This window comes from Ideonella sp. B508-1 (genome assembly GCF_000333615.1).
In the GTDB taxonomy this organism is placed as follows: Bacteria; Pseudomonadota; Gammaproteobacteria; order Burkholderiales; family Burkholderiaceae_C; genus Ideonella.
In genome coordinates, this window is the sequence record NZ_BADL01000011.1 from 1 (window position 1) to 21,737 (window position 21,737).

The 21,737-nt window shown below is 68.3% G+C and carries 23 protein-coding genes, 2 tRNA genes and 1 riboswitch; of the genes, 13 read left to right on the forward strand and 12 right to left on the reverse strand.

The features are described from left to right. Nucleotides 1-800 (reverse strand): M17 family peptidase N-terminal domain-containing protein (locus tag I73_RS25170; RefSeq protein ID WP_022978866.1); only part of this gene is annotated, 800 nt, incomplete at its 3' end. A 28-nt stretch (nucleotides 801-828) separates the two neighbouring features. On the opposite strand from I73_RS25170, the gene lptF reads away from it, so the two are divergent. From lptF to I73_RS00760, 5 genes are read left to right on the forward strand one after another with little or no spacing between them, the layout of a single operon-like run. Beyond that, entirely contained in the window at nucleotides 829-1,935 is a 1,107-nt protein-coding gene (gene lptF / locus I73_RS25175; protein ID WP_022978867.1) for an LPS export ABC transporter permease LptF, read from the forward strand. Next, a complete protein-coding gene (gene lptG / locus I73_RS00745; protein ID WP_022978868.1) occupies nucleotides 1,932-3,047 on the forward strand; it encodes an LPS export ABC transporter permease LptG in 1,116 nt (371 codons plus the stop codon). Before lptF ends, lptG begins: the two co-directional genes overlap by 4 nt. 11 nt (nucleotides 3,048-3,058) lie before the next feature. Then, nucleotides 3,059-3,433, forward strand: coding sequence for a sirohydrochlorin chelatase (locus I73_RS00750; RefSeq protein WP_022978869.1), 375 nt, complete (start codon nucleotides 3,059-3,061; stop codon nucleotides 3,431-3,433). Nucleotides 3,434-3,446: 13 nt separating this feature from the next. After that, nucleotides 3,447-4,391: a CysB family HTH-type transcriptional regulator gene (locus I73_RS00755; protein WP_022978870.1), complete on the forward strand. Its 945-nt coding sequence runs from the start codon at nucleotides 3,447-3,449 to the stop codon at nucleotides 4,389-4,391. Then, a complete protein-coding gene (locus I73_RS00760; protein WP_022978871.1) occupies nucleotides 4,381-5,544 on the forward strand; it encodes a pyridoxal phosphate-dependent aminotransferase in 1,164 nt (387 codons plus the stop codon). The genes I73_RS00755 and I73_RS00760 overlap by 11 nt, the downstream gene beginning before the upstream one ends. 61 nt (nucleotides 5,545-5,605) lie before the next feature. Here I73_RS00760 and I73_RS00765 read toward each other — a convergent pair whose 3' ends face one another. Beyond that, nucleotides 5,606-7,375, reverse strand: a complete 1,770-nt coding sequence (locus I73_RS00765; RefSeq protein ID WP_040499352.1) for a FimV family protein — start codon at nucleotides 7,373-7,375, stop codon at nucleotides 5,606-5,608. A gap of 313 nt (nucleotides 7,376-7,688) precedes the next feature. Further along, nucleotides 7,689-8,390 (reverse strand): hypothetical protein, encoded by a 702-nt coding sequence (locus I73_RS25180; RefSeq protein ID WP_148289639.1) that lies wholly within the window; start codon nucleotides 8,388-8,390, stop codon nucleotides 7,689-7,691. 136 nt (nucleotides 8,391-8,526) lie between these two features. On the opposite strand from I73_RS25180, the gene I73_RS00775 reads away from it, so the two are divergent. Continuing rightward, nucleotides 8,527-8,603: transfer RNA gene (locus I73_RS00775), tRNA-Arg, on the forward strand. A gap of 36 nt (nucleotides 8,604-8,639) precedes the next feature. Next, nucleotides 8,640-8,816, forward strand: a riboswitch (yybP-ykoY riboswitch). 3 nt (nucleotides 8,817-8,819) lie between these two features. Then, nucleotides 8,820-9,392 carry a TMEM165/GDT1 family protein gene (locus tag I73_RS00780; protein ID WP_022978874.1) on the forward strand — a complete coding sequence of 191 codons (573 nt, stop codon included), beginning with the start codon at nucleotides 8,820-8,822 and terminating at the stop codon, nucleotides 9,390-9,392. 13 nt (nucleotides 9,393-9,405) lie between these two features. On the opposite strand, the gene I73_RS00785 is transcribed toward I73_RS00780, so the two are convergent. Then, entirely contained in the window at nucleotides 9,406-10,626 is a 1,221-nt protein-coding gene (locus I73_RS00785; RefSeq protein WP_040499353.1) for a DUF1501 domain-containing protein, read from the reverse strand. 33 nt (nucleotides 10,627-10,659) lie between these two features. Then, the gene (locus I73_RS00790; protein WP_022978876.1) at nucleotides 10,660-12,066 is read right to left on the reverse strand and encodes a DUF1800 family protein; all 1,407 of its coding nucleotides are present in this window, start codon (nucleotides 12,064-12,066) and stop codon (nucleotides 10,660-10,662) included. A 106-nt stretch (nucleotides 12,067-12,172) separates the two neighbouring features. On the opposite strand from I73_RS00790, the gene I73_RS00795 reads away from it, so the two are divergent. Next, complete coding sequence (locus tag I73_RS00795; RefSeq protein WP_022978877.1) at nucleotides 12,173-12,691, forward strand: DUF4124 domain-containing protein; 519 nt, start codon at nucleotides 12,173-12,175, stop codon at nucleotides 12,689-12,691. A gap of 132 nt (nucleotides 12,692-12,823) precedes the next feature. Here the strand turns inward: I73_RS00795 and I73_RS25185 are convergent, their stop codons facing one another. Continuing rightward, complete coding sequence (locus tag I73_RS25185; RefSeq protein ID WP_022978878.1) at nucleotides 12,824-13,420, reverse strand: sterol desaturase family protein; 597 nt, start codon at nucleotides 13,418-13,420, stop codon at nucleotides 12,824-12,826. Nucleotides 13,421-13,652: 232 nt separating this feature from the next. Here I73_RS25185 and I73_RS31230 point away from each other — a divergent pair, with 232 nt between their 5' ends. Beyond that, entirely contained in the window at nucleotides 13,653-13,811 is a 159-nt protein-coding gene (locus I73_RS31230; RefSeq protein WP_040499358.1) for a DUF3309 family protein, read from the forward strand. Nucleotides 13,812-13,953: 142 nt separating this feature from the next. Further along, entirely contained in the window at nucleotides 13,954-14,577 is a 624-nt protein-coding gene (locus tag I73_RS00810) for a YSC84-related protein (protein WP_234409371.1), read from the forward strand. A 78-nt stretch (nucleotides 14,578-14,655) separates the two neighbouring features. Here the strand turns inward: I73_RS00810 and I73_RS00815 are convergent, their stop codons facing one another. From I73_RS00815 to I73_RS00835, 5 genes are all read right to left on the reverse strand, one after another. Further along, a complete protein-coding gene (locus I73_RS00815) occupies nucleotides 14,656-15,681 on the reverse strand; it encodes a serine protease (protein WP_234409372.1) in 1,026 nt (341 codons plus the stop codon). Between the two features lie 7 nt (nucleotides 15,682-15,688). Further along, on the reverse strand, nucleotides 15,689-15,922 hold the full coding sequence (locus tag I73_RS00820) for a hypothetical protein (RefSeq protein WP_022978882.1): 234 nt from the start codon (nucleotides 15,920-15,922) through the stop codon (nucleotides 15,689-15,691). Nucleotides 15,923-16,173: 251 nt separating this feature from the next. Further along, a tRNA-Pro gene (locus tag I73_RS00825) sits at nucleotides 16,174-16,250 on the reverse strand. Nucleotides 16,251-16,296: 46 nt separating this feature from the next. After that, nucleotides 16,297-16,800, reverse strand: coding sequence for a ribonuclease E activity regulator RraA (rraA, locus tag I73_RS00830; RefSeq protein WP_022978883.1), 504 nt, complete (start codon nucleotides 16,798-16,800; stop codon nucleotides 16,297-16,299). Between the two features lie 30 nt (nucleotides 16,801-16,830). Continuing rightward, on the reverse strand, nucleotides 16,831-17,322 hold the full coding sequence (locus I73_RS00835; RefSeq protein WP_022978884.1) for an Lrp/AsnC family transcriptional regulator: 492 nt from the start codon (nucleotides 17,320-17,322) through the stop codon (nucleotides 16,831-16,833). A gap of 106 nt (nucleotides 17,323-17,428) precedes the next feature. Between I73_RS00835 and I73_RS00840 the strand changes: the two genes are divergently transcribed. Further along, nucleotides 17,429-18,322, forward strand: a complete 894-nt coding sequence (locus I73_RS00840; protein WP_374701933.1) for an EamA family transporter — start codon at nucleotides 17,429-17,431, stop codon at nucleotides 18,320-18,322. A 24-nt stretch (nucleotides 18,323-18,346) separates the two neighbouring features. Here I73_RS00840 and I73_RS00845 read toward each other — a convergent pair whose 3' ends face one another. Then, a complete protein-coding gene (locus tag I73_RS00845) occupies nucleotides 18,347-19,603 on the reverse strand; it encodes an MFS transporter (protein ID WP_051048883.1) in 1,257 nt (418 codons plus the stop codon). An 88-nt stretch (nucleotides 19,604-19,691) separates the two neighbouring features. On the opposite strand from I73_RS00845, the gene I73_RS00850 reads away from it, so the two are divergent. Together I73_RS00850 and nadA are read left to right on the forward strand one after the other, a co-directional pair. Further along, nucleotides 19,692-20,534 carry a helix-turn-helix transcriptional regulator gene (locus I73_RS00850; protein WP_022978887.1) on the forward strand — a complete coding sequence of 281 codons (843 nt, stop codon included), beginning with the start codon at nucleotides 19,692-19,694 and terminating at the stop codon, nucleotides 20,532-20,534. 57 nt (nucleotides 20,535-20,591) lie between these two features. Continuing rightward, nucleotides 20,592-21,704: a quinolinate synthase NadA gene (gene nadA, locus I73_RS00855; RefSeq protein ID WP_022978888.1), complete on the forward strand. Its 1,113-nt coding sequence runs from the start codon at nucleotides 20,592-20,594 to the stop codon at nucleotides 21,702-21,704. Nucleotides 21,705-21,737 lie beyond the last annotated feature (33 nt).

Here is a 21,737-nt window from a genome sequence, read left to right on the forward strand (position 1 = left end):
GAGATGCCGCCGGTGTCGAAGGTGATGCCCTTGCCCACCAGCACCAGCGGCGCATCCTTCTTGGCGGCGCCGTGGTATTCGATGACGATGAAACGCGGCGGCTCCTCGGAGCCCCGGGTCACCGACAAGAAGGAGCCCATGCCCAGTTTCTCGATGGCCTTGCGGTCCAGCACCTGCACCGTCAGGCCGAATTCGCTGCCCAGGCCCTTGGCCTGCTCGCCCAGGTAGCTGGGGGTGCAGACATTGGCCGGCAGGTTGCCCACCTCGCGGGCCAGCGCCACGCCAGCGGCAATGCCCTCGCCCAGGGCCAGGCCGCCCTTGACGGCGGCCAGCGCGGCCTTGTCGGCCACGAAGGACACCTTGGCCGGCAGCACCGGCTTCTCGGCCGAGGGCTTGGTGGCGGTGTAGACGTAGCCGTGCTGGTCCACGCACTGGGGCAGGGTCTCGGCATGGCCTGCCTCGGGCGTCGCACCCACCAGGCTCACAGCCAGGTGCTTGACGCCACGGCCCTTGAGCAGGGCCAGCGCCGCCGTCAGCGCGGTACGGAAGGCCTTGGGCGAGGCGTCCTTGGCCACGCTCAGCACCAGGCGCGCAGCCTTGAAACCGGCCGGCGCGTTCACATACAGGGTGCGACCGGACTTGCGCTCGAAATCGCCTTGCTTGGCCAGCGGCGCCAGCAGCGCGTCCAGGGCGGCATCGCCCGTCTTCAGGGTGCCTTCGGCAGGCAGGACCGCGATCAGCGTGTCCGCCGCGATGGCAGCAAGTCCTTCGGCGGTGGCCGCCAGAGCTTGAAAGTTCATAATCCGTCTCGATTGAAATGAGCTTTTGATGTTATTCGATTCATCCGTTCGCAAGGAACTGGCCCGCAGTTTCGGCGCCACCCTCGTGGTCATCCTCACCATCGTGATGACCATGATGCTGATCCGCACCCTGGGCCTGGCCGCCAACGGCTCGGTCTCGCCCCAGGATGTGGCCCTGGTGCTGGGCTTCAACGCCGCCGGACAGTTGCCGCTGATGCTGGCGCTGTCACTGTTCGTCGCGGTGGTGCTCAGCCTGGGGCGCATGTACCGCGACAGCGAGATGGCCATCTGGTTCAGCGCTGGCGTGGGGCTGGACCGCTTCATCCGGCCCGTGCTGCGCATGGCCTGGCCGGTCTACGCCGGGCTGGGCGTGCTGGTGCTCATCGTCTGGCCCTGGGTCAACCAGCAGACCGCCGAGATCAAAAACCGCTACGAGCAGCGCTCCGACCTGTCCCGCGTGGCGCCGGGCGCCTTCCAGAGCTCCTCGGACGGCAGCCGCGTCTTCTTCATCGAACGCAATGGCGATACGGCGGGCGTCGCCCGCAACGTGTTCCTGCTCACAACCAAGAACGAGGCCGAATCGGTCACCACGGCCCACAGCGGCCACATCGAGAACAGCGCGGAGGGCCGCACCCTGGTGCTGGATGTGGGCCACCGCAACGAGCATGACGCCAAGACCAACGAGAACAGCCGCATGCAGTTCGAACGCTTCCGGCTGCTGGTCGACGACAAGCCGGCCACCAACCCCTCCGCCCTGCCTCCCAAGGCCATCGACACCCTGAGCCTGTTGAGCGACCCCACGCCACCCAACATGGGTGAACTGACCTGGCGCATGGGGCTGCTGCTGGGCGGCGTCAACCTGTCGCTGCTGGGCATTGGGGCGGCCGCCACCAACCCGCGGCGCCCGGGCAACTGGAATCTGCTGCTGGCCCTGTTGGGTTTCCTGGTCTATTTCAACCTGGTCAACCTGAGCCAGGCCTGGGTCACGGCCGGCAAGGTGCACATCGTGCCGACCTTGCTGATCCTGCACGGCCTGACCCTGGTGGCCGCCCTGGCCCTGATCTGGTGGCGCGACCACGCCACCGTCACCGGTTGGCGCGCGCGGCGCACCGCAGCGCAAGGGGGCCGGGCATGAAGACCGTCCGCAAGCTGATCTACCGCGATGTGCTGTGGTCGGTCTTCTTCGTCGCCCTGGCCTTCCTGGCCCTGTTCTTCTTCATCGACTTCCTGGATGAACTGGGGCGGGTGGGACGGGATGGCTACACGCTGGGCCGTGCGGCCCTGTCCGCGGCGCTGTCCATGCCGGGCCGGCTCTACGAGCTCGGGCCCATCGCGGTGCTCATCGGCACCATCTATGCGATGGCCCGGCTGGCCCAGTCCTCCGAGTTCACCATCCTGCGCACCGCCGGCCTGGGACCGGAGCGCGCCCTGACCCTGCTGCTGGGGCTGGGGCTGCTGCTGGGCGCACTGACCTTCGTGATCGGCGAATATGTCGCCCCCCTGAGCGAACAGCAGGCCAGCCAGCTGCGCTCCAAGCAGCGCGGCACCAGTGTGTGGTCCTCCAAGGCCGGGGCCTGGCTGAAGGAGCGACGCAGCACGCCGCAGGGCGAACGCAATTACTCCATCAATGTGCGCAGCAGCGAGCGCCACGACGTCATGCGGGGCATCCGCATCTTCGAGCACGATGCCGACGGGCAACTGATCTCGCGCATCGAAGCCGACCGCGCGGTGGCCGATGGCGGTCGCAAGGGCGCTGTCTGGCACCTGGAGAAGGTCAGCATCACCCACTGGCCGCTCTCGTTCGATCAGCCACTGACGGTGCAGGAACTGCCCAAGATGGACTGGCCCACAACGCTGGACACCGGCCTGGTGTCGGCCGCCATCTCCCCCATCGACTCGATGTCCACGGTCGAGCTGTGGCGCTACAGCCAGCACCTGAGCGATCAGGCCCAGACCTCCCAGCGCTACGAGCTGCAGTTCTGGAAGCGGGTGTTCTACCCCTTCGCCTGCATCGTGATGGTGGCGCTGGCCCTGCCCTTCGCTTATCTGCATGCCCGCTCCGGCGGCATCAGCCTGAAGGTCTTCGGCGGCATCATGCTGGGCATCAGCTTCGTGCTGCTCAACAACGTGGTGGGGCACCTGGGTCTGCTGCACACCTGGACCCCCTGGCTCGCCTCCTCTCTGCCCAGCCTGCTGTACCTGGGGCTGTCCCTGGCGGCCTTCACCTGGCTGGTGCGCTACCGCTGATGACCACAAGCATGCGTGGACTCATCCTCTTTGCCCACGGCGCCCGGGACCCGGGCTGGGCGGCCCCGCTGCACGACACGGTCGAGCGCGTACGGGCCGAGCGGCCGGGCCTGCCGGTACGGCTGGCCTTCCTGGAGTTCCTGGAACCCTCCCTGGAAGAGGCCGGCGACGCGCTGGCGGCCCAGGGCTGCACCCACATCGAGATCGTGCCGCTGTTCCTGGGCGCAGGCGGCCATGTCCGCAAGGATCTGCCCGCACGCGCGGCCGCACTGCAGCTGCGCCACCCACGGGTGCGCTGGGAACTGCGGCCTGCCGTCGGGGAATCGCCCCGCGTGATCGAAGCCATGGCGCTGGCCGCGCTGGACCCGCCTCCCTCCCAGACCTGAACCCTGCCCCCCGATGAACCTGCATCAGTTCCGATTCGTTCAGGAGGCGGTGCGCCGCAACCTCAATCTGACCGAGACCGCAAAGGCCCTCTACACCTCCCAGCCCGGCATCTCCAAGGCCATCCTGGAGCTGGAAGAAGAACTGGGCGTGGACATCTTCGTGCGGCACGGCAAGCGCCTCAAGCGCGTGACCGAGCCGGGTCTGGACGTGCTGAAATCGGTCGAGATCATCCTGCGAGAGGTGGCCAACCTCAAACGCATCGGCGAAGAGTTCTCCAAGCAGGATGCTGGCAGGCTGTCCATTGCCGCCACCCACACCCAGGCCCGCTACATCCTGCCCGATGCGGTGGCTCAGCTGAGCAAGCGCCTGCCCAAGGTGAAGATCAGCCTGCACCAGGGCACGCCCGAGCAGGTCGCGCACATGCTGCTGGACGACACCGCCGACATCGGCATCGCCACCGAGTCGCTGGCCGACATCGAGGAACTGGTCACCCTGCCTTGCTACGAATGGCAGCACGTCATCGTGATGCCGCACGACCACGCCCTGGCCGCCGTGGAGCGCCCCAGCCTGGAACAGCTGGCCGAGTTGCCGCTGATTTCGTACCAGCCGGCCTTCACCGGCCGCAAGCGCATCGACCAGGCCTTTGCGCAGCGGCGACTCACGCCCAACATCGTGCTGGAGGCCATCGATTCCGACGTGATCAAGACCTATGTGCGCTCCGGTCTGGGCGTGGGTGTGGTGGCCGAGATGGCCATGGCCTCGGAGCCGCCCAACGGCGAGCTGATCAGCAAGCCGGCGGCCCACCTGTTCGGCACCAACACCACCCGCGTGGCCTTCCGCCGCGGGGCCTATCTGCGCAGCTATGTGTTGACCTTCGCGGAGCTGCTGTCCGACCGCCTCTCGCGCCACCTGATCGAGCGGGCCATGAACAGCTCCGGAGACAGTTATGAGCTTTGAGCCCTGCACCCCACCCGTCCGCTCCCGCCTGCCCCAGGTGGGCACCACCATCTTCACCGTGATGTCGGCCCTGGCCCAGCAGCATGGCGCGGTGAACCTGGGCCAGGGATTCCCGGATTTCGAAGGCGATCCGGCCTTGCTCGACGCCGTGAACCAGGCCATGCGCGAGGGACACAACCAGTACCCGCCCATGGCCGGCGTGCCGGCCCTGCGCGAAGCCATCGCCGGCAAGATCGCATCCATCCACGGCCACGCCTATGACCCCGGCAGCGAGATCACCGTGACGGCTGGCGCCACCCAGGCCCTGCTCACCGCGGTGCTGGCCCTGGTGCAGCCGGGTGACGAGGTCGTGGTGCTGGAGCCCTGCTACGACAGCTACGAGCCGTCCATCACCCTGGCGGGAGCCCGCACGGTGCGCGTGCCGCTGGACCCGCAAACCCTGCATGTGGACTTCGAGCGCCTGGCGGCTGCCCTGAGCCCGCGGACACGGCTGCTGATCATCAACACGCCCCACAACCCCTCGGGCATGGTGTGGACCGAAGCCGAGCGCGCTCAGCTGCGGGATCTGCTGCGCCCCACCGACATCCTCGTGTTGTCCGACGAGGTCTACGAGCACATGGTGTTCGATGGTCGGCCCCACGCCAGCGTCAGCGCTGACCCGGAACTGGCCGCGCGCAGCATCGTGGTGTCCAGCTTCGGCAAGACCTTTCACGTGACCGGCTGGAAGGTGGGCTACGTGGCGGCCCCGGCCCCGCTGATGGCGGAGTTCCGCAAGGTGCACCAGTTCAATGTGTTCACGGTGAACACACCGATGCAGCACGGGCTGGCCCGCTACCTGGCCGATCCGGCCCCCTACCGGGATCTGCCGGCCTTCTATCAGCGCAAGCGCGACCTGTTCCGCCAGGGGCTGGCCAGCACGCGCTTTGAGCTGCTGCCCTGTGAAGGCACCTACTTCCAGTGCGTGGACTACAGCGCCATCAGCGATCTGGACGACACCGCCTTCTGCCGGCAACTCATCGAACAGGTGGGCGTGGCCGCCATCCCGCTGTCGGCCTTCTATGCCGAGCCTCCCGCACGGCGACTCATCCGCTTCTGCTTTGCCAAGCAGGACGCGACGCTGGACCAAGCCCTGACCCGCCTTCAAAAGCTCTGAGCCACCGCGGCATCGCCCGGCACGAAGCAGCCGGGCGGGGCCGTTTCGGGTCAGGTCGCGATCAGCCCCTGGACTGCCCCGAGGAAGGCGTTGACGCCGGTGGCGGATCCAGTTCCAGGTCCAGGTGCATGGCGTCCAGGTCCGGCCCCGCGCTGGTGGACGCGGCATCGAACATCGGCAGCAGAAGATCCACCTGATCGTGCTGTCCGCCTGCGGCCTGCCACAGATCCCGGGCGATGGCATAGAGCACCAGCAGGTCCCGGTAGGCAGGCAGGTCGAACAGCTCGCGGGTCTCGTCCCGACGGAACAGCATGCCTTCGAGCACCGCCATGGCATCCAGCGGTGACTTCCATGCCGACTCGATCTCGCCGACCGCCTCGGGGTAGTCCTCGAGGGGGCGGCCATGCAGGGGGCCGAGATCCCAGTCCGGTGCGTAGGCGTTGAAACGGCGGTTGAAGCGTGCGCGCACCCGTTCGTAGGCGCTGCGGTCACCCTGCCGGCGGTAGATCTCCAGCAGCTTGGTGTAGGGCAAGGGGCTCTGTCCGCCGGTGCTGCGCAAGTGGGACATCAGCACTTCCACCGCGGCATCTTCCTGGCCCAGGGCGATGAAGAAGTCCGCCTGCTGCTCCAGGTCGAGCAACTCCTCGACAGACACCTCACGCGGTGCTTCCACCGGCCCGAAGGTCATCGTGGCGCTCGGATTGAACGCGCCCTGCGAGGGAGAATCCGTGTGGGAAAACTCGACCGGGAGACCGACCGTCGAAGCCACCACACCGGCCTCGGGCAGCGGCATGGTTTGCTGGCTGGGCGGTACGGGCTGCGGCTCGCGGACCCATTCACTGGGCGCCTCGAAACCGGAATTCTTGGCAGGCGGCACTGCAGCAGGCGTGTCGGAATGCGACCAATCCTCGGTCTCTTCTTCCGGCTCGTCGTGCTTGCCCGCCGGCATCCGGCGCGGATCGTGCTCCTCGGACCACCAGGGCCGAGATTGCATCAGGGCCCGCTGACGCTGCCAGAGCAGCACACCGCCCACGCCCAGGGCCAGCACCACGCCGCCCAGGCCCATCAGCAGCCAGGTGTTGCGCTGCTCCGAGGCTTCGAGGCGATGGCGCAGGTCCTCGTTGGCCAGGCGCATCGCCTCGGCATTGCGCCGCAGCACCTGCAGCGCGGCATCGTCGGCCGAAGCAGTGGAGGCCGGCTGCGACGCGGCGATGGCGGCTTCGGCACTGGCGGCCTGCGTGGCCGGCAACGCGGCCTGCGCCACCGAGGCCGCGGCGCTGGCCGTCGAGGGAACCATCACCGGTGGCTCCACCGCATCCAACTGGAGCCGTGGACGCCCTGCGCCGGAAGCCTTGGCATGCGCAGGAGCCGCACCCGGCTCCACCGGCCGCGTGTGCGTACTGGAATTGGACGCAGAAGAACGCTTGCGGGGCTGCGAGGACGAGGGCGTCGCCACCTTCGGCAGCTCGGACACCTCGGGGGCCGCTGCGCGCACCGGCGCGGCCGAGGCCGTCACATCCGCGGTCTGCAAAGGAGGATCGGCCAGCAACACATACTGCCGAGCCAGCTTGCCTGTGCAGCCGGTGGCCAAAGTCAGCCGCAGCACGGGCTCTTCCACCGGCGAGGTGGTGGAGACCTGGGCCATCCACTGTCCCGGTTCGCTGCGGGCCACCAGCTTCACCCTCACCTGGTTGGCAGGAAGCGTCACCTCACCCGCTTGGACGTCAGCGGTCACGCAGCCTGGCGTGCTCGCATCGTCACCGTCGCCCTCGATCGGCACCCACACCCGCAGTGTCTGGCCCAGAACGACCTGTCCTTGCGGCGCGCCCAAGCTGGCACCTTGTGCTGTCGTCGCGGCCGCCCATGCCAGGCAGGTCAGCAGAAGTTCCGGAACCCTGTTTCTTTTCATCTTGGGGGGTTGGGCCAAACAGGCCGTTCACAGTTTGACTCTAGCATGCAACCAGACGTAAACAGTGCTCGCGACGCGTCAGTTACGCCCGCGCAACGCCGTCACTGTTGCAAATGGAACCCCGGACTTCAGGCTCGCTGCCATTGTGCGACAAGCCCCGCACGGAGCGGTCCGTCAAACATCGGACCGAAAGTCTCCCTGTCTGGACGCTGCCCCCAACCCCGATGGCGTGGCCTCAAGGCTTGGAATCGTGGAAGCCATCCTGTCGCCGCCGGGCCTCTGCCAAGGCAATGTCGAACAGGGCCAGGCTGTGACGCAGGGTCGAGACATCCGGCTCGGAGGAGGCCCGCCGCATGACCAGGTGCCCCCGGTACATCAGCAGCGCAAAGGAGGGCAACTGCCCCACGGACGAGCCCGCGGCGTGGGCCTCATCGGTGAGGCGCCCCCAGTCGAGCAGCTTGTCACCCAGGCCACTGCGCAGCCAATCGGTGAGCCAGCCCACGCTGTTGCCGACCGCGGCAAACCAGGACTTCAGAGGCCCCATCTGGGCCGGATCGAGCCGGGAGCTCATGGCCAGCCAGCGCATCTCCTCGGGGGTCTCTTCGTCCAGCCGGGTCTGCACACCGCCAGTGAACTGGACGAAGATCTCCCGCTCCAGCCCCTCCATCAAGGCCCGGGGCATCAGCAGGGCGTAGGCTTGAGGGTCCAGGCCTGTGTCGGCCCGCAACCGCAACTCCCACTTGCCCAGATAACGGCGCTGCGAGGGGCCCCATTCGATGCGGACGCTGCCGTCGACTCCGGCCTGCTCCACCACGAAGCCGTCGCGCGCGGGCGTGGTCTTGAACTGCCAGCCCTGGGCCTGCGCCCAGCGGGCGATCTCCTGCCAGCCGGCGCCACCGGACCGTCCGAACAACCAGTCACGCCAGCGTCGAGGCATGAACACTCCGAACCGCTGTGCTCTGGACAAAGATGAAACCGGCCATGCCGGCAGTGTATGCGCAGCCCGCTTGCTCCGCGCTCGGGTGATGGCCGTAAAGACCCACCCTGCTTGGGCCTTAGAATCCGCGCCGCTGCTGCCCGTAGCTCAACTGGATAGAGCAGCTGCCTTCTAAGCAGCAGGTCGGGGGTTCGAGTCCCTCCGGGCAGGCCAACGCCCTGGCATCCGCCAGAGCTTCGGCTATAGTGGCGCCTCGTCATTGGGGAGTAGCCGCCCTGCACCCGCTGCAGGGGCCGACGTCAACACACTTGGCCACCCTGGCCATGGCGTCCGCAGCCCATCCGCCTGGCAAGACCTTTGACCGCGTGACCTCTGGAGGGCCGGAGATGTCGCGTGGTCATTGCGCATCCGCCGGCCCCAGGACCTCTCATGGAAGCTTTTCTGATCTCGACCGGGGTGGTCGCCCTGGGTGAAATGGGCGACAAGACCCAGTTGCTGGCCTTCTTGCTAGCCGCCAAGTTCAAGCGACCCCTGCCCATCATCCTGGGCATCTTCACATCGACCATCCTGAATCACACCGCGGCGGGCGCGCTCGGCACCTGGATTGCCGCCCAACTGGGCCCGTCGTTGTTGCGCTGGGTGATCGGCATCGGCTTCATCGCCATGGCAGGCTGGATGCTCATTCCGGACAAGGCCGATGACGATGCCACCGAGGGCCACCAACGCTTTGGCGTGTTCGGCACCACCGTGCTGGCCTTCTTCCTGGCCGAGATGGGCGACAAGACCCAGATCGCGACCGTGGCCCTGGCCGCGCGCTACGACCAGTTGGTGCCGGTGGTGGCCGGCACGACCCTGGGCATGATGCTGGCCGACGTGCCCGCGGTGTTCCTGGGTGACAAGCTCGCCCGCAAGCTCTCCATGCCCCTGGTGCACGGCATCGCGGCGCTGATCTTCGCGGTGCTGGGTGTGCTGACACTGCTCAACGTCGGTCACCTCTTCTGAGCCGGGCGGCCGCTCAGGCCCGCCACAAGTCGGCCGGCTTGAGCGCCGTGCTGCCCGGGAAGACCTGCTCGGCCAACACCCGCTCGCTCAGGCCAAGCTGGGGCCCCAGCACACCCTTGAGCACCGCGCGGATGTCCATCGTGATGTGCAGATCGCGTCCTTCGAAACGCTGGGCGGGCGCCAGCCCGGGCCAGTCGGCCAGCACCCGGCCGCCCTGCACGCGCCCCCCCAGCACCCAGGCCGCGCCGCCGGTCCCGTGGTCCGTGCCACGGGTTCCGTTGATCTCGACCGTGCGTCCGAATTCCGTGGCCACGACCACGGCCGTCCGTTGCCAGGCGTCCCCGGCGGCCGGCATGGTCAGGGCAGCACGCAAGGCCGCCAGCCCCTGGTCCAGCTCCCCCAGCCGCCGGGTGAGCCCCCCGTTGGGCGCTGCCTGCTCGGCGTGACTGTCCCAGCCGGAGACGTCCAGCACGACCACCTGTGGCCCTTCGGGCCGGGCCATCAGGGCCCCAGCAGCCTGGCACAGAGAGACAAAGTCCCCTGCGCCCCCCTTGGCCATGCCCTTCCCCGCCGGCTCGTCGGACATCACCGAAGCCGCTGCATCCACCTCCGTCTGCACCCCCTTGGCACGGCCGAGCGCATGGGCCAGGGCCGCGTCGTCCGCGTAAAGGCGCTGCAGCCGCACCAGCAGATCCTCCGTCGGGGACGGCAGGCGCGAAGGCGCCCAGGTGTCCACGGCAGACCAGCCCCGCAACACCAGGGGAACGGCCGTGCTCATGGCCAGGCCACTGCGCCGCGTGGCGGCCAGCGCCCGGCCCAGCCAGCCATCCCGCAGCTGGCCGGGCTGCTCCCCGCCGGACTCGAGCACCTGCTGGGCATCGAAGTGCGAGCGCTGGTGGTAGGCCAGGCCGGTGGCGTGCACCACCAGCAGTTCGCCGCCACGGTACAGGGTGTGCATCTGCGCCAGCGCGGGATGCAGGCCGAAGGTCGCATCCAGTGGCAGGGCGGCCCCGGCCTGCTCGGTGAAGCGGCCCCGGGCTGCGGCAAAGGCGGGGTCGCCCGTGGCGGGCACCGCAAACAGGCCGTCCAGGCCGCCCCGGAGGATGACGAAGACGACGCGGCCCTGCCGGGGCTCGGCAGCGCCGGCCCAGCTCAGACGGGCGCCGCTCGCCGCGGCCGTGGCCACCATCGCCCCCAGCCACCGGCGGCGGTTCAGCTCAGGCATCCATGTCATGCTCACTCCTGTTGCGGCAAGGCCGTGCGCCTGTCAGCGGCGCTGGAATTCCGGGGACATCATCAACAGCACCAGCGCCTGCGTGCCATCGGCTGCACGGGCGATCTGCTGCCGAGTGTTCTCCGACAGCAGAGGCCCCAGCGACCTGGACGCCAGGGTGCGGGCATCCATGCCATTGCCAAAGCGGTCCGCGACACGCTGGGTCCACTCAATGCGCTTCCAGACACCGTCGGGTGCCAGCCAGTCGTCGGCGCCGTCCGGCCAGCCTGCAGGCGATGGCGCGCGCATCAGCTGCTGTCCCATGGTGGCGATGGCGCCGTCTGCGGATGGCGAGAGCCAGCGCACGTCCGCCCCGAGCAGGCGAGCACAGGACAAGGCGTGCTCCTGCGGGGTCTTGAGCTTGCGCTGCGGTGCGGCCCAGGCCTCCGGGGCCTGGACCAGGGCGGCGTGAAAAGCCCGCAAGTCCCCCGCGCTGTCGAGATAGGCCTGCTTCAGCCGGGCCACCAGCGACGGTGGCGGCGCGTCGGCCAGCACATGACGCGCCAACTTGTAGGCCAGGTGCTGGGCCGTGGCGGGGTGCAGGGCGAGATCCTCCAGCACCCGATCCAGCGCCTGCGGCCCCTGGGGGTAGACACGCCCGAGCACGGTCTTCGGTCCGGGCTCGTGGCGGCGGGCCTCGAAGCGCGTGGGGCTGTCGCTGCGGGGATCGTCCACACTGGTCCAGCCGGTCAGGACCTTCGCAAAGGCGGTGACATCGGCCTGGGTGTAGCCCCCCGGAAGCCCTGGGTCCCGGCTGGCCTCTGCCCCCAGGGTGTGCAGCTCCAGCACCTCCCGGGCGAGATTCTCATTGAGCCCCAGTCGGGCCTGGGGCTGGCGCTGCGCCGCCAGGGACTGGGGACCGACGGAGCGCTGATTGTCCAGGTAGCGCAGCATGGCCGGATGCAGCGTCGTGGCCCGCAGCATGTCCTTGAAACGCCCCCCCAGATGCGGGCGGATGGCCTCGCGCTCGAAGGCCCCGGCCAGGCCATGCAGCTTGCCGGACGCTTCCGACACGGTGAAGTGGTTGGCCCAGAACATCACCAGCCGCTCGTTCCACGGGCGGGCCGAACGGGCCGCCGTGCCCAGGCTGGACCGCAGATTGGCCTCCAGCAGGCGTCGCTGCTGACGGCGATAGGTCATCGCCTCATCACGCAGCGCCTGTGCTGCGGTCTCGTCCTGCGTCTGGCCCCGCATCTTCTTGAGTTGTGCCAGCCGCTGGCTGCGTTGCTTGAGCAGGTCCAGGGTCTGCTCCGAGTCCAGCAGGCCATCGCCCCAGGGGGCATCGGCCGGCCCGAGCTGTTCCTGCAGCCAACGCCGAGGGTCCGAGCCCACCACGGCCAGATCGGGCTCCCCCAGGCCAAAGCGATGCGCCGCGAGCGCGGTTTCCAGAGTCACGTCCATGGCGAACCCCCAAAGCGTTCTGATGCCCAACGTGCCAGTCGGCTCACCGGTGGACCGCCGGGGCCGAAATGGTCATCATTGCCGCTGTTCAGACCCGAGGGAGATCATGCCGCGTTTCAATTTGGCGATCTGCGCTGCACTGGCCACGCTCGGCAGCGCCGCATCGGCCCAGTACAAATGCGTGGGTGCCGATGGCAAGGTGTCCTTCCAGCAGATGCCCTGCCCCAGCAGCGCCAGTGGCCAGAAGCTGGAGGTCAAACCGGCAATGGGAGCCGGGCCGGCGATGGCCCCGCAGCCGGCGGCCTCCGTCACCGGTGTGGCGGCCGAGATGCAGTGGGTGCACAGGATGGAGCGGGAACGCAAGCTCAAAGAGCAGCGACAACGCATTTCCGAGCTGGAAGCCGCCGTCGATGACCGCAACCGCCGGATGCAGGATGAGATGGCCGCCATCCAGAGCCGCAAGGCCCAGGCCAAGAACAACCTGGCCGGCGCGACCTGGGAACAAAGCCTCAGCACCGAGATGCAGGCCGTGGCCGCGAAGTACCAGGCGCTCAATGACGCCGATCAGGCCCGGCTCACCCAGCTGCGCGCGGAACTGGAGCAGATGCAGCGCGCGAGCCAGTGAACGCAGCCTGGTCGCCAAGCGGGTCAAGCCCTTGCACCTATCTGGAAGACTGCGCCATCCCCCATCCCTCCATTGCCTGCGAACGGACGCCGGCGGTCAAGATGCAGGCGGCCGGCCGTGCGTTCATGACGCTCAAGATGGCGGAGGGCTCACTGATTGAGCTGGCCAGGATGGCTCCTGGGGCCGGATCGGGCGCGCCGTCCTGAAGACCTGATCCCACAGCGAGTTCGTGACGCCGTAGAAGCCTGACTGCTCGCCGTGGTGAAACGAATGCTGGCGCTTGCGCCTGTGCAGCCAGGCATTGTCCGAACGCCAGTGGTGGATGGCATGGTGGGTGAAGGAATAGAACTGGTAGCCCATCAGAACCCCCAGTGTCAGGGGGCAAGCTGCCTCCAGGCCGCCCAGTGCCCACGCGGGTGCGAACACCAGCCCTGCGAAGAGGGCGCCGCTGACAAAGGTGGGCGTGCAGATCAGCGCAGTGGGCCGAGCATGGTGCTGCGCATGCCATCCCCGAAATGGAGGCATGACATGCAGCACGAAGCGGTGCAACACGTACTCGAGGAGCGTCCAGACACCCAGGCCCAGGCCAATCCAGGCCAGGCTTGGCCAATGCCGAATGGCCGGCCCGGACAAGCCCACAAAGCCACCGAGCACAACGATGACCAAGCAGTACAACAGCATATCGACCCAGTAGGCTGTCCTGCTGTGTTCGAGGAAGATGAGGCGCATAGGAAGATCCTTTCCTTGTGCGGGGCTGAGCTTAACCTCTGTTCCCGCGCTTGGCGATGTCTGGTGATCTGGGACCCCAAAGACCACGCGACAGCATGTGTCACAGGTACCAGGCCGGATGGTTCTCCCGGCTTTGTGTGCGCTAGCAGACAGTCGAGCAGCACTCATCTCCCCACACTTCGTTCGGTCTGATCTGCTTGATGTACGCGACCCTGAACCTTGGGAGACGATGATGAGCTTGGGACTTCTCTTGTTGATTGTGTTGATCCTCATGCTGATCGGCGTCGTGCCGACTTGGCCGCACAGCAGAAGCTGGGGTTACGGGCCCAGCGGTGCCCTGGGTGTGGTCGTGATCGTGCTCATCGTCCTGATGCTGCTGGGGCGCATCTGAGGGCGCCGCCTGGGCTGCCCACCCCCTCACGCACGCTCTGTGCGATGACGCACAGAGATTGGGGCATGGGAGGACTATGGTTTTAAGGGAGATTCTTTGGGGATCTCTTCTTGGGCCCAGCGGCCATGGCTGTGCTGACACGATGAGCCACGCCACCGCGGCGGCCTGCTTTCAACGAATGAACCAGGACATCAACATGACCATCTCCGTTTCACATCCCCTTCGCAGGGCCATGCTGTTCTGCGCCGCGCTCGCCGCCATGGGAGCCGTCAGCTTGCAGGCAAATGCTGCAACTACCGCGGAACTCGAGAGAGACTCTGCCGCCGCATTGCAGGCCCTGTACAAGGCGAACCCGGTGGCCGAAGCTATCTCCAAGAAGGCCAAGGGCATCCTGATCTTTCCCAGAATCATCAAGGCCGGTCTGGTGTTCGGCGGCAGCTATGGTGAGGGGGTCCTGATGAAGGGATCCCAGATTGACGGGTACTTCAACTCCGTCTCCGGCTCCTGGGGCTGGCAGGCCGGTGCCGAGTCGTATGCCTACGTCGTTTTCCTGACCAGCAGCAAGGCACTCAAGTACCTCGATGATTCCAAGGGCTGGGAGATCGGTGTCGGGCCGTCCGTGGTGGTGGTGGATGCGGGCCGGGCAAAGAACCTGTCCACGTCCACGCTGAAGGACGATGCCTACGCCTTCATCACCGACCAGCAGGGACTGATGGTCAGCCTCAGCATCGAGGGCACCAAGATCAGCCGGATCGAGAAGGATTGAGGCCACCTGCCAAAACTGATCCGATGAGCTGCTCGATCCGAGCAACCGTCTTGACTCGTTGCAAGGCGGGTTAGCCAGCTACTGACGGCTGGTCAAAGTCATGAGGATGTCGGCGTACCAGGCGCAATTCAGGCCCAGTGACTCGTCTTGGGTGATGTCCCGCGTGGCCATGTCCATGCGGCTGGAATGCACACCCAAGAGGAACCAGCGGGGGCGCTCTGCGCCACGGCCGGCGCCCGTCCGAGCCAGCACCGGCGAACCACTGCTCCCGCGGTGCATGCGTGCGTCCGTCAGAAAGAAGCCTTGGCCCTGGAAGCGCACGCCATAGCAGGACGCGATGCTGGCCTGGCGAACCACCGGGAGGTGGTGGACGGTGTCAAAGAAACCCAGAGGGAACCCCGGGATGGCCAGGCTGTCGCCGACCTCGAACATGTCGAATCCAGCGGGAAGGTCCGTGGGCCCGAAGGCCTGCAGAACGCAGTCCTGCGGCAGGGCGCTGCGGTCTATCTCCAGGGCGGCCACGTCGATATCCCCACCGCCGTCGCTCGCCTGATGCCACACCGCCACCCCGTCGTGGTGCAGCAGCATCGACAAGGTGGTCAGTTGAGTCAGGTCTCTGGGGTCGGTGTGGATCTCGATCTCGATGCGATCGGGTGTGTGCCGGCTCGGTGCATCGAACAGCACATGTCGGCTGGTGACGAGGAAGAGCCGATCCTCGCGCTGGAAAAAGAACCCGCTGGCGCTGGACAGACCGCGGCCTCCCTGGAAGGTGAGCACACGGGTGACACCGAACAAGGCCTGATCCAGCTCTCGCTCAGGGACCGTGCTGGGGGACATCGCCTTCATGGAGGACTGCTGCGAGCGGTAGCCATGTTCCCAAGCGTCGCGCCGGTCAGACCAGCGTTGCAGGCTTTCACCGGTGGCGTCGGGTCGGTTGACGGGCGCGCACATCGGGTTCGACCCGTTGGCCTCACCGCGAGCCGCTGCCTTTGCGCCCTGGCGCTCAAGTTCAGCGTACTCGCCGTTGTCAGCAGGAGAAGCCAGCGGCGTGTCGGGACGGGAGATGCCCGCGGGCCGGTCCAGTGGGTACTCGGGGTCGGTCACCACGCACTCAGCCACGGAGCTTCGAGAGAAGGCCGTGCGTCACCTGCCGGTGGATGTTCTCGCCCACCACCGTCAGACGAAGGCCGCCGGCATGCCATTCGAGCCAATCCAAGGCCACATAGTCCTCAATGTGCCCGGTCTGGATTTCGCTGGCGCGGCGAAGGCGCAGCAGGTCGACACAGGTGGGAAGCGCGTCCCGAAGGGACTCGCGGCGCTGGATCAGGGTGGAGTCAGAGGACATGGTCGGGCCCTTGCGTGTGTGGATGGAGCGAACGACATGGCGTCTGCTCCGAGGGAAGGACCGCGTGCAGGGCGCCCCCACGATGGGGCCTGCAGTAAGGCAGCCCCGAACACCGGGCCTGCCGACCCATCGTACTCCCCCTCAGTGGCACGCGCCTGCCTTGTTCTACAGATCCTGCATCAAGCGTTTCCCCGGCGTGACCCCAAAGCAGAACGGCCTGGCCGCCAGAGGCGCCAAGCCGTTGATTGGATTGGTCGGGGCGAGAGGATTCGAACCTCCGACCCTCTGCTCCCAAAGCAGATGCGCTACCAGACTGCGCTACACCCCGACGAAGCCGGCCATTGTAGCCGCAAGTCGCCCGTGTTCCGGGGCGTTCAGGCCGGCTGCGTCATCACGACGATGCCGTCCTCGTCGGCGTAGAGCCAGTCGCCCGGCCGCACCCAGACGCCTTCGATCTGCACCGGCACGTCGCGCAGGCCCTGGTCGCGCCGGTCCGTGGGCAGCGGCATCAGGGCCATGGCGCGGATGCCCACCTGGCAGGCGCGCAACTCGGCCGCATCGCGCACCGCACCATAGACCAGCACGCCGGCCCAGCCCTTGTCCTGCGCCGCCTTGCCCAGGTTGCCGCCCACCAGGGAGCGGCGCAGCGAGCCTGCACCGTCCACCACCAGCACCCGGCCCTGGCCGGGCGAGTTGACGGCCTCGCGCACCCGGGAGTTGTCGTCCAGGCACTGCACGGTGCTCACCGGCCCGGCAAAGCGGGTCAGCCCGCCGAAGTCGCGGAACAGCGGCGGCAGCACGCGGAAGGCGCCGTCGCTGTCGCTCTTGTGGGCGTCGCACAGGTCGCAGGTGGAAAAGTCCTTGGCGGAAGTGCTCATGAGGTTCGTCTCCAGGGTTCCAAAGGCAGATCAGGCATTGTGGATCTTGCGGATGGGCGGCTTCACATCCTCGGCGCGGGCCGGCAGCATGGCCTGGTGCTCGCGTGCCGCGTTCAGGATGATGCTGGTGCTGGTCTCGGCCAGCAGGCAGAAGCGGGTGACCACCGCATCCAGATGAGCCACGTCGATGACCGCGATCTCCAGCACCCAGCTGTCCTCGCCGGTCACGTTGTAGGCGTTGACCACCTCCGGCGTCTGCTGGATCAGCTTCACCACGCGGGCGTACTCGGCCCGCCCCACGCGGATGACGGCACGGATGCCGTAGCCCAGGGCCCGCAGGTCCACCGTGGCGCGGTAGCCGGAGATGACGCCGGCCGCCTCCAGCTTGCGCACGCGTTCGGTCACCGCCGGCTGGGACAGATGGACCCGCCGGCCCAGCTCCGCCATGCTCAGCCGGGCGTCGGCCTGCAGCTCGGCCAGGATGCGGGTGTCGTAACTGTCCAGCGGCAGGGATGTGCTCATGACTCAAAGCCTAGCACGCGCAAGACCATGGATTTGCAGGCGGGATGCGCCCATGACCTTCAGATTCCCATCGCCGGCCGCCCTGCCCCCACCTAACATGCCAAGCATGACCACGGCCTCCCTCACCCCCACCCGCGACAGCCGCCTGGGCCCGCTGATCCTGGCCTGCCTGGCCGCCACCTGGCTGGTCTGGGGCTCCACCTACCTGGTGATCAAGTTCGCGCTGATCAGCTTCCCGCCCTTCTTCCAGATGGGCAGTCGCTTCCTGGCGGCGGGCGCCCTGCTGATGGCCTGGACCCGCTGGCGCGGCCAGCCCTGGCCCACGCGCCGCGAGTGGCTGCATGCGCTGGTGGTGGGCACGCTGATGCTGGGTGGCGGCATGGGCGGCACGGCCGTGGCCGAGGAGACCGTCGGCTCCGGCCTCATCGTCGCCTTCATCGCCGTGGTGCCGATGATGATCGCCCTGGCCAACCTGGCCTTCGGTCTCAAGCCCGGGCGCATGGAGGCCGCGGGCATCGGCGTGGGCCTGATCGGCGTGCTGATGCTGACCCAGGGCGCGGGCTTCCAGGCCTCCACCCATGGTCTGGTGGCCATCACCGTGGCCTGCGTCACCTGGTCCATCGGCAGCGTGCTGAGCCAGTTCCGGCTGCCGCTGGCCCCGGGCGCCACCGGTTTTGCCAGCGAAATGCTGTGCGGTGGCGCCGTGCTGCTGGGCCTGTCCTGGATGTCTGGCGAAGCGCCCCAGTGGCCGCCGCAGCCGGTGGCCCTGGCCGCCTGGGCCTACCTGGTGGTCTTCGGCTCGCTGATCGCCTTCAACGCCTACATGGTGCTGCTGGCCCGCGCGCCGTCGGGCCTGGCCTCCAGCTACACCTTCGTCAACCCGGTGATCGCCATGCTGCTGGGCGTGGCCATCGGAGGCGAGCAGGTCAGCGGCTTCGAGTGGTCCGCCGTGGGCGTGGTGCTGCTGGGCGTGGTGCTGCTGGTGTCCGGACGGCGCTGAACGTCCCCCGCCCCATTCCCACCGTCAGGCCACTTGCGCCCGCCGGCGCGCCACCCCGGCCCCCACGCTGCCGGCGGCCAGCACGCCGGCCAGCAGCATCAGCGCGGCACCGAAGAACACGGCCGCCGGCCAGTGGTGGTCCATCAGCATGCCGAACATCGGCGCGGCCGTGGCAAAGCCCAGGTCCAGACCCGAATACACGGTGCCGTAGACACGGCCGGTTGCCCCCGGCGGCGCAGCCTGCTTGATCAGCATGTCGCGTGACGGGCCGGCCAGCCCGGTGCCGAAACCGGCCACCGCGGTGACGGCCGCCGCCGCCAGCGGGGGCAGCCAGCCGCTACCGGCCAGGGCCAGCAGCCCCGCGGCCAGCACCATGGCCACCGCGATGTTGCGCTCCAGGCGTTCGGTGCGGGTCAGCAGAAAGCCGCCCGCCACCATGCCCGCCGCGCCGCACAGCATGTAGCCGGTGACCACGAAGGCCGTGCGCGCCAAGGGCAGGCCATAGAGCGCCGTCAGCGCCGGGCTGGCAAAGCTCTGCACCGCCGCCAGCGCGGCCGTGGTGAAGAAGAAGAACGAGAAGCACAGCCACACCGAGGACAGGCGCAGAAAGGCCATCGGGTGCTCGACCGGTGCCAGGGCCGCGCCCTTCTTCGGCGTCCAGCTGCCTTGCCGGTCGTCCAGCAGGTCCCGCTGCCAGATAACCAGCGCCAGCACGGTCAGGGCGACCACGGCCGTGCCCCAGTACGCCGCCCGCCAGCTGCCGAAGGCACTGGCCAGGCCGATGCTGAACACCGGCGCCGCGGCCCAGCCCAGGTTGCCGGTGATGCCGTGAACGGAGAAGGCGTGGCCCAGGTTGCGGGCCGACACCCGCTTGTTCAGGATGGTGAAGTCCACCGGATGGAACGGCGCATTGCCCAGGCCGGCCAGCGCCGCGGCCAGGGCCAGGCCCGCCATGCCATGGGCATTGGCCGCCGCCAGAGACGCCGCGACAAAGCTGGTCAATGCGGCCCAGAGCACGGGCCGCGCGCCCACCCGGTCCACCAGAAAGCCCGACAGCGCCTGACCGATGCCCGAGACCACGAAGAAGGTGGTCACCAGCAGGCCCAGCTCCGAGTAGCTGAAGCCGAACTCCCGGATGAAGGCCGGGAACAACGGCGGCAAGAGCAGGTGGAAAAAGTGCGAAGTGCCGTGGGCCAGGCCGATCAGGCCGATGATGCGGACGTCCTGGGAGGCGCCAGGCGTGCCGGGCGCGGTGCCGGAGGTCAAGGTGGCAGTGCTCATGCCCGCCATGGTGGCAGCGCGCTTCCTGCAAAGTGGCGATACTTGGCCAACTTCTGTCGAATTCCAGCCACACCGCCCGTCCACCCCCATGTCCAGCCGACCAGACGCCGCGCGCCGCACCAGCCTGCCTCCGCTGGACCCGGGCCGCTTTGCCCCCTGCGCCGACCGGCCGGTGCGGGCCAAGGCCCGGCCGCTGGCCCGTCAGGCCGACATCCAGCCGCACCACCACACCTGGGCGCAGCTGGTGTTCTCGCTGGAGGGCACGCTGCGGGTCAGCACGCTGCGCCCCGATGGCAGCGGCACCAGTTACCTGGTGCCGCCCGCCCAGGCCGTCTGGATCCCGCCGGGGCGCACCCACAGCGTCACCGCGGTGGAGCGGGTCGAGCTGCGCACCGTCTACCTGGCCACGCCACAAGCCACTCAGCTGCCGGACTGGCCCGAAGGCCGGGTCATGGCCGTCAGCCCCCTGTTGCGCGAGCTGGTGCAGGCCCTGGCCCTGCTGTCCGAACAGAGCACGCTCTCGGCCGAGGCGCTGGCCCGCGAACAGGCCCTGGCCTGGCTGGTGCGCGACGAGCTGCTGAGGGCCCGCCCCGTGCCGCTGGGCCTGGCCCTGCCGGGCGAGCGGCGGCTGCGGCGCCTGTGTGAGCAGATGCTGGCCCAGCCCGGACGCCATGCCGACCTGGAGGGTTGGGCCGCCGAGGTGGCGGCCAGCCCGCGCACCCTGGCCCGCTTGTTTCGGGAGCACCTCGGCACCACCTTCGGCCAATGGCGCCAGCAGCTGCTGCTGGCCCAGGCCCTGACCCTGGCCGCCCGCGGCCGCCCCGTGCACCTGATTGCCACCGAGCTGGGCTACCGCAGCCCCAGCGCCTTCGGCGCCATGGTCAAGCGGGCGGTGGGCGTCTCGCCCGGGCAGTTCCTGGCCAGCGCCTGAACGCGCCGAGCGGCCCCACGGGCCTGCGCCTCAGTTCAAGGAACCTAAAATCCCGCCATGAGCGAAGTTCAATTCGACTACACCCGCCAGGACGCCAGCGGCGCCAGCTGCACCGCCCACGCCTGGGCCAAGGTGCCCGCCCCGCTGACGCCCACGCAGCGGGACGACCTCAAGCAGCGCGCCGCCGCCCTGCTGAAGGCCCGCAACGCGGTGCTGGTGGCCCACTACTACGTGGACGGCGACCTGCAGGACCTGGCCCTGGAAACCGGCGGCTGTGTGGCCGACTCGCTGGAGATGGCCCGCTTCGGCCGCGACCACGCCGCCCAGACCCTGGTGGTGGCCGGCGTGCGCTTCATGGGCGAATCGGCCAAGATCCTCTCGCCCGGCAAGACGGTGCTGATGCCCGACCTGGACGCCACCTGCTCGCTGGACCTGGGCTGCCCGCCCGAGGACTTCGCCGCCTTCTGCGACGCCCACCCGGACCGCCAGGTCGTCGTCTACGCCAACACCAGCGCCGCGGTGAAGGCCCGCGCCGACTGGATGGTGACCAGCTCCTGCGCGCTGGCCATCGTGCGACATCTGAAGGAACAGGGCCAGAAGATCCTCTGGGCGCCGGACCGCCACCTGGGCCGCTACATCCAGGAAGAGACCGGCGCCGACATGCTGCTGTGGAACGGCGCCTGCATCGTGCACGACGAGTTCAAGGGCGTGGAGCTGGAGCTGCTCAAGGCCCAGCACCCCGAGGCCATGGTGCTGGTGCACCCCGAGTCGCCCCGTAGCGTGGTGCAACTGGCCGACGTGGTGGGCTCCACCTCGCAGATGCTGAGCGCGGTGATCCACGGCAGCGCCAAGGAATACATCGTCGCCACCGACAATCTGATCATGCACCGCATGCGCCAGCTGGCGCCGGGCAAGGTGCTGATCGAGGCGCCCACCGCCGGCAACAGCGCCACCTGCAAGAGCTGCGCGCACTGCCCCTGGATGGCCATGAACGGCCTGCAAGGCGTGGTGGACTGCCTGGAGCGCGGCGTGGGCGAGATCAGCGTCGATGCGGCCACCGGCGAGCAGGCGGTGCACTGCATCACCCGCATGCTGGACTTCGTCGCCGCCCACCCCTCCGCCCTGGCGCCCAAGGTGCAGGGCATGGTCCGCGGCATCGGTGCCGCCTGAACCCGAGCCAACCGATGTACGACCACGACGAAC

Coding starts and splice junctions, on each gene's coding strand:
- lptF (WP_022978867.1), top strand. CDS start 829: ATGTTATTCGATTCATCCGTTCGCAAGGAACTGGCCCGCAGTTTCGGC.
- lptG (WP_022978868.1), top strand. CDS start 1,932: ATGAAGACCGTCCGCAAGCTGATCTACCGCGATGTGCTGTGGTCGGTC.
- I73_RS00750 (WP_022978869.1), top strand. CDS start 3,059: ATGCGTGGACTCATCCTCTTTGCCCACGGCGCCCGGGACCCGGGCTGG.
- I73_RS00755 (WP_022978870.1), top strand. CDS start 3,447: ATGAACCTGCATCAGTTCCGATTCGTTCAGGAGGCGGTGCGCCGCAAC.
- I73_RS00760 (WP_022978871.1), top strand. CDS start 4,381: ATGAGCTTTGAGCCCTGCACCCCACCCGTCCGCTCCCGCCTGCCCCAG.
- I73_RS25180 (WP_148289639.1), bottom strand. CDS start 8,390: ATGCCTCGACGCTGGCGTGACTGGTTGTTCGGACGGTCCGGTGGCGCC.
- I73_RS00780 (WP_022978874.1), top strand. CDS start 8,820: ATGGAAGCTTTTCTGATCTCGACCGGGGTGGTCGCCCTGGGTGAAATG.
- I73_RS00785 (WP_040499353.1), bottom strand. CDS start 10,626: ATGACATGGATGCCTGAGCTGAACCGCCGCCGGTGGCTGGGGGCGATG.
- I73_RS00790 (WP_022978876.1), bottom strand. CDS start 12,066: ATGGACGTGACTCTGGAAACCGCGCTCGCGGCGCATCGCTTTGGCCTG.
- I73_RS00795 (WP_022978877.1), top strand. CDS start 12,173: ATGCCGCGTTTCAATTTGGCGATCTGCGCTGCACTGGCCACGCTCGGC.
- I73_RS25185 (WP_022978878.1), bottom strand. CDS start 13,420: ATGCGCCTCATCTTCCTCGAACACAGCAGGACAGCCTACTGGGTCGAT.
- I73_RS31230 (WP_040499358.1), top strand. CDS start 13,653: ATGAGCTTGGGACTTCTCTTGTTGATTGTGTTGATCCTCATGCTGATC.
- I73_RS00810 (WP_234409371.1), top strand. CDS start 13,954: ATGAGCCACGCCACCGCGGCGGCCTGCTTTCAACGAATGAACCAGGAC.
- I73_RS00820 (WP_022978882.1), bottom strand. CDS start 15,922: ATGTCCTCTGACTCCACCCTGATCCAGCGCCGCGAGTCCCTTCGGGAC.
- rraA (WP_022978883.1), bottom strand. CDS start 16,800: ATGAGCACTTCCGCCAAGGACTTTTCCACCTGCGACCTGTGCGACGCC.
- I73_RS00835 (WP_022978884.1), bottom strand. CDS start 17,322: ATGAGCACATCCCTGCCGCTGGACAGTTACGACACCCGCATCCTGGCC.
- I73_RS00840 (WP_374701933.1), top strand. CDS start 17,429: ATGACCACGGCCTCCCTCACCCCCACCCGCGACAGCCGCCTGGGCCCG.
- I73_RS00845 (WP_051048883.1), bottom strand. CDS start 19,603: ATGAGCACTGCCACCTTGACCTCCGGCACCGCGCCCGGCACGCCTGGC.
- I73_RS00850 (WP_022978887.1), top strand. CDS start 19,692: ATGTCCAGCCGACCAGACGCCGCGCGCCGCACCAGCCTGCCTCCGCTG.
- nadA (WP_022978888.1), top strand. CDS start 20,592: ATGAGCGAAGTTCAATTCGACTACACCCGCCAGGACGCCAGCGGCGCC.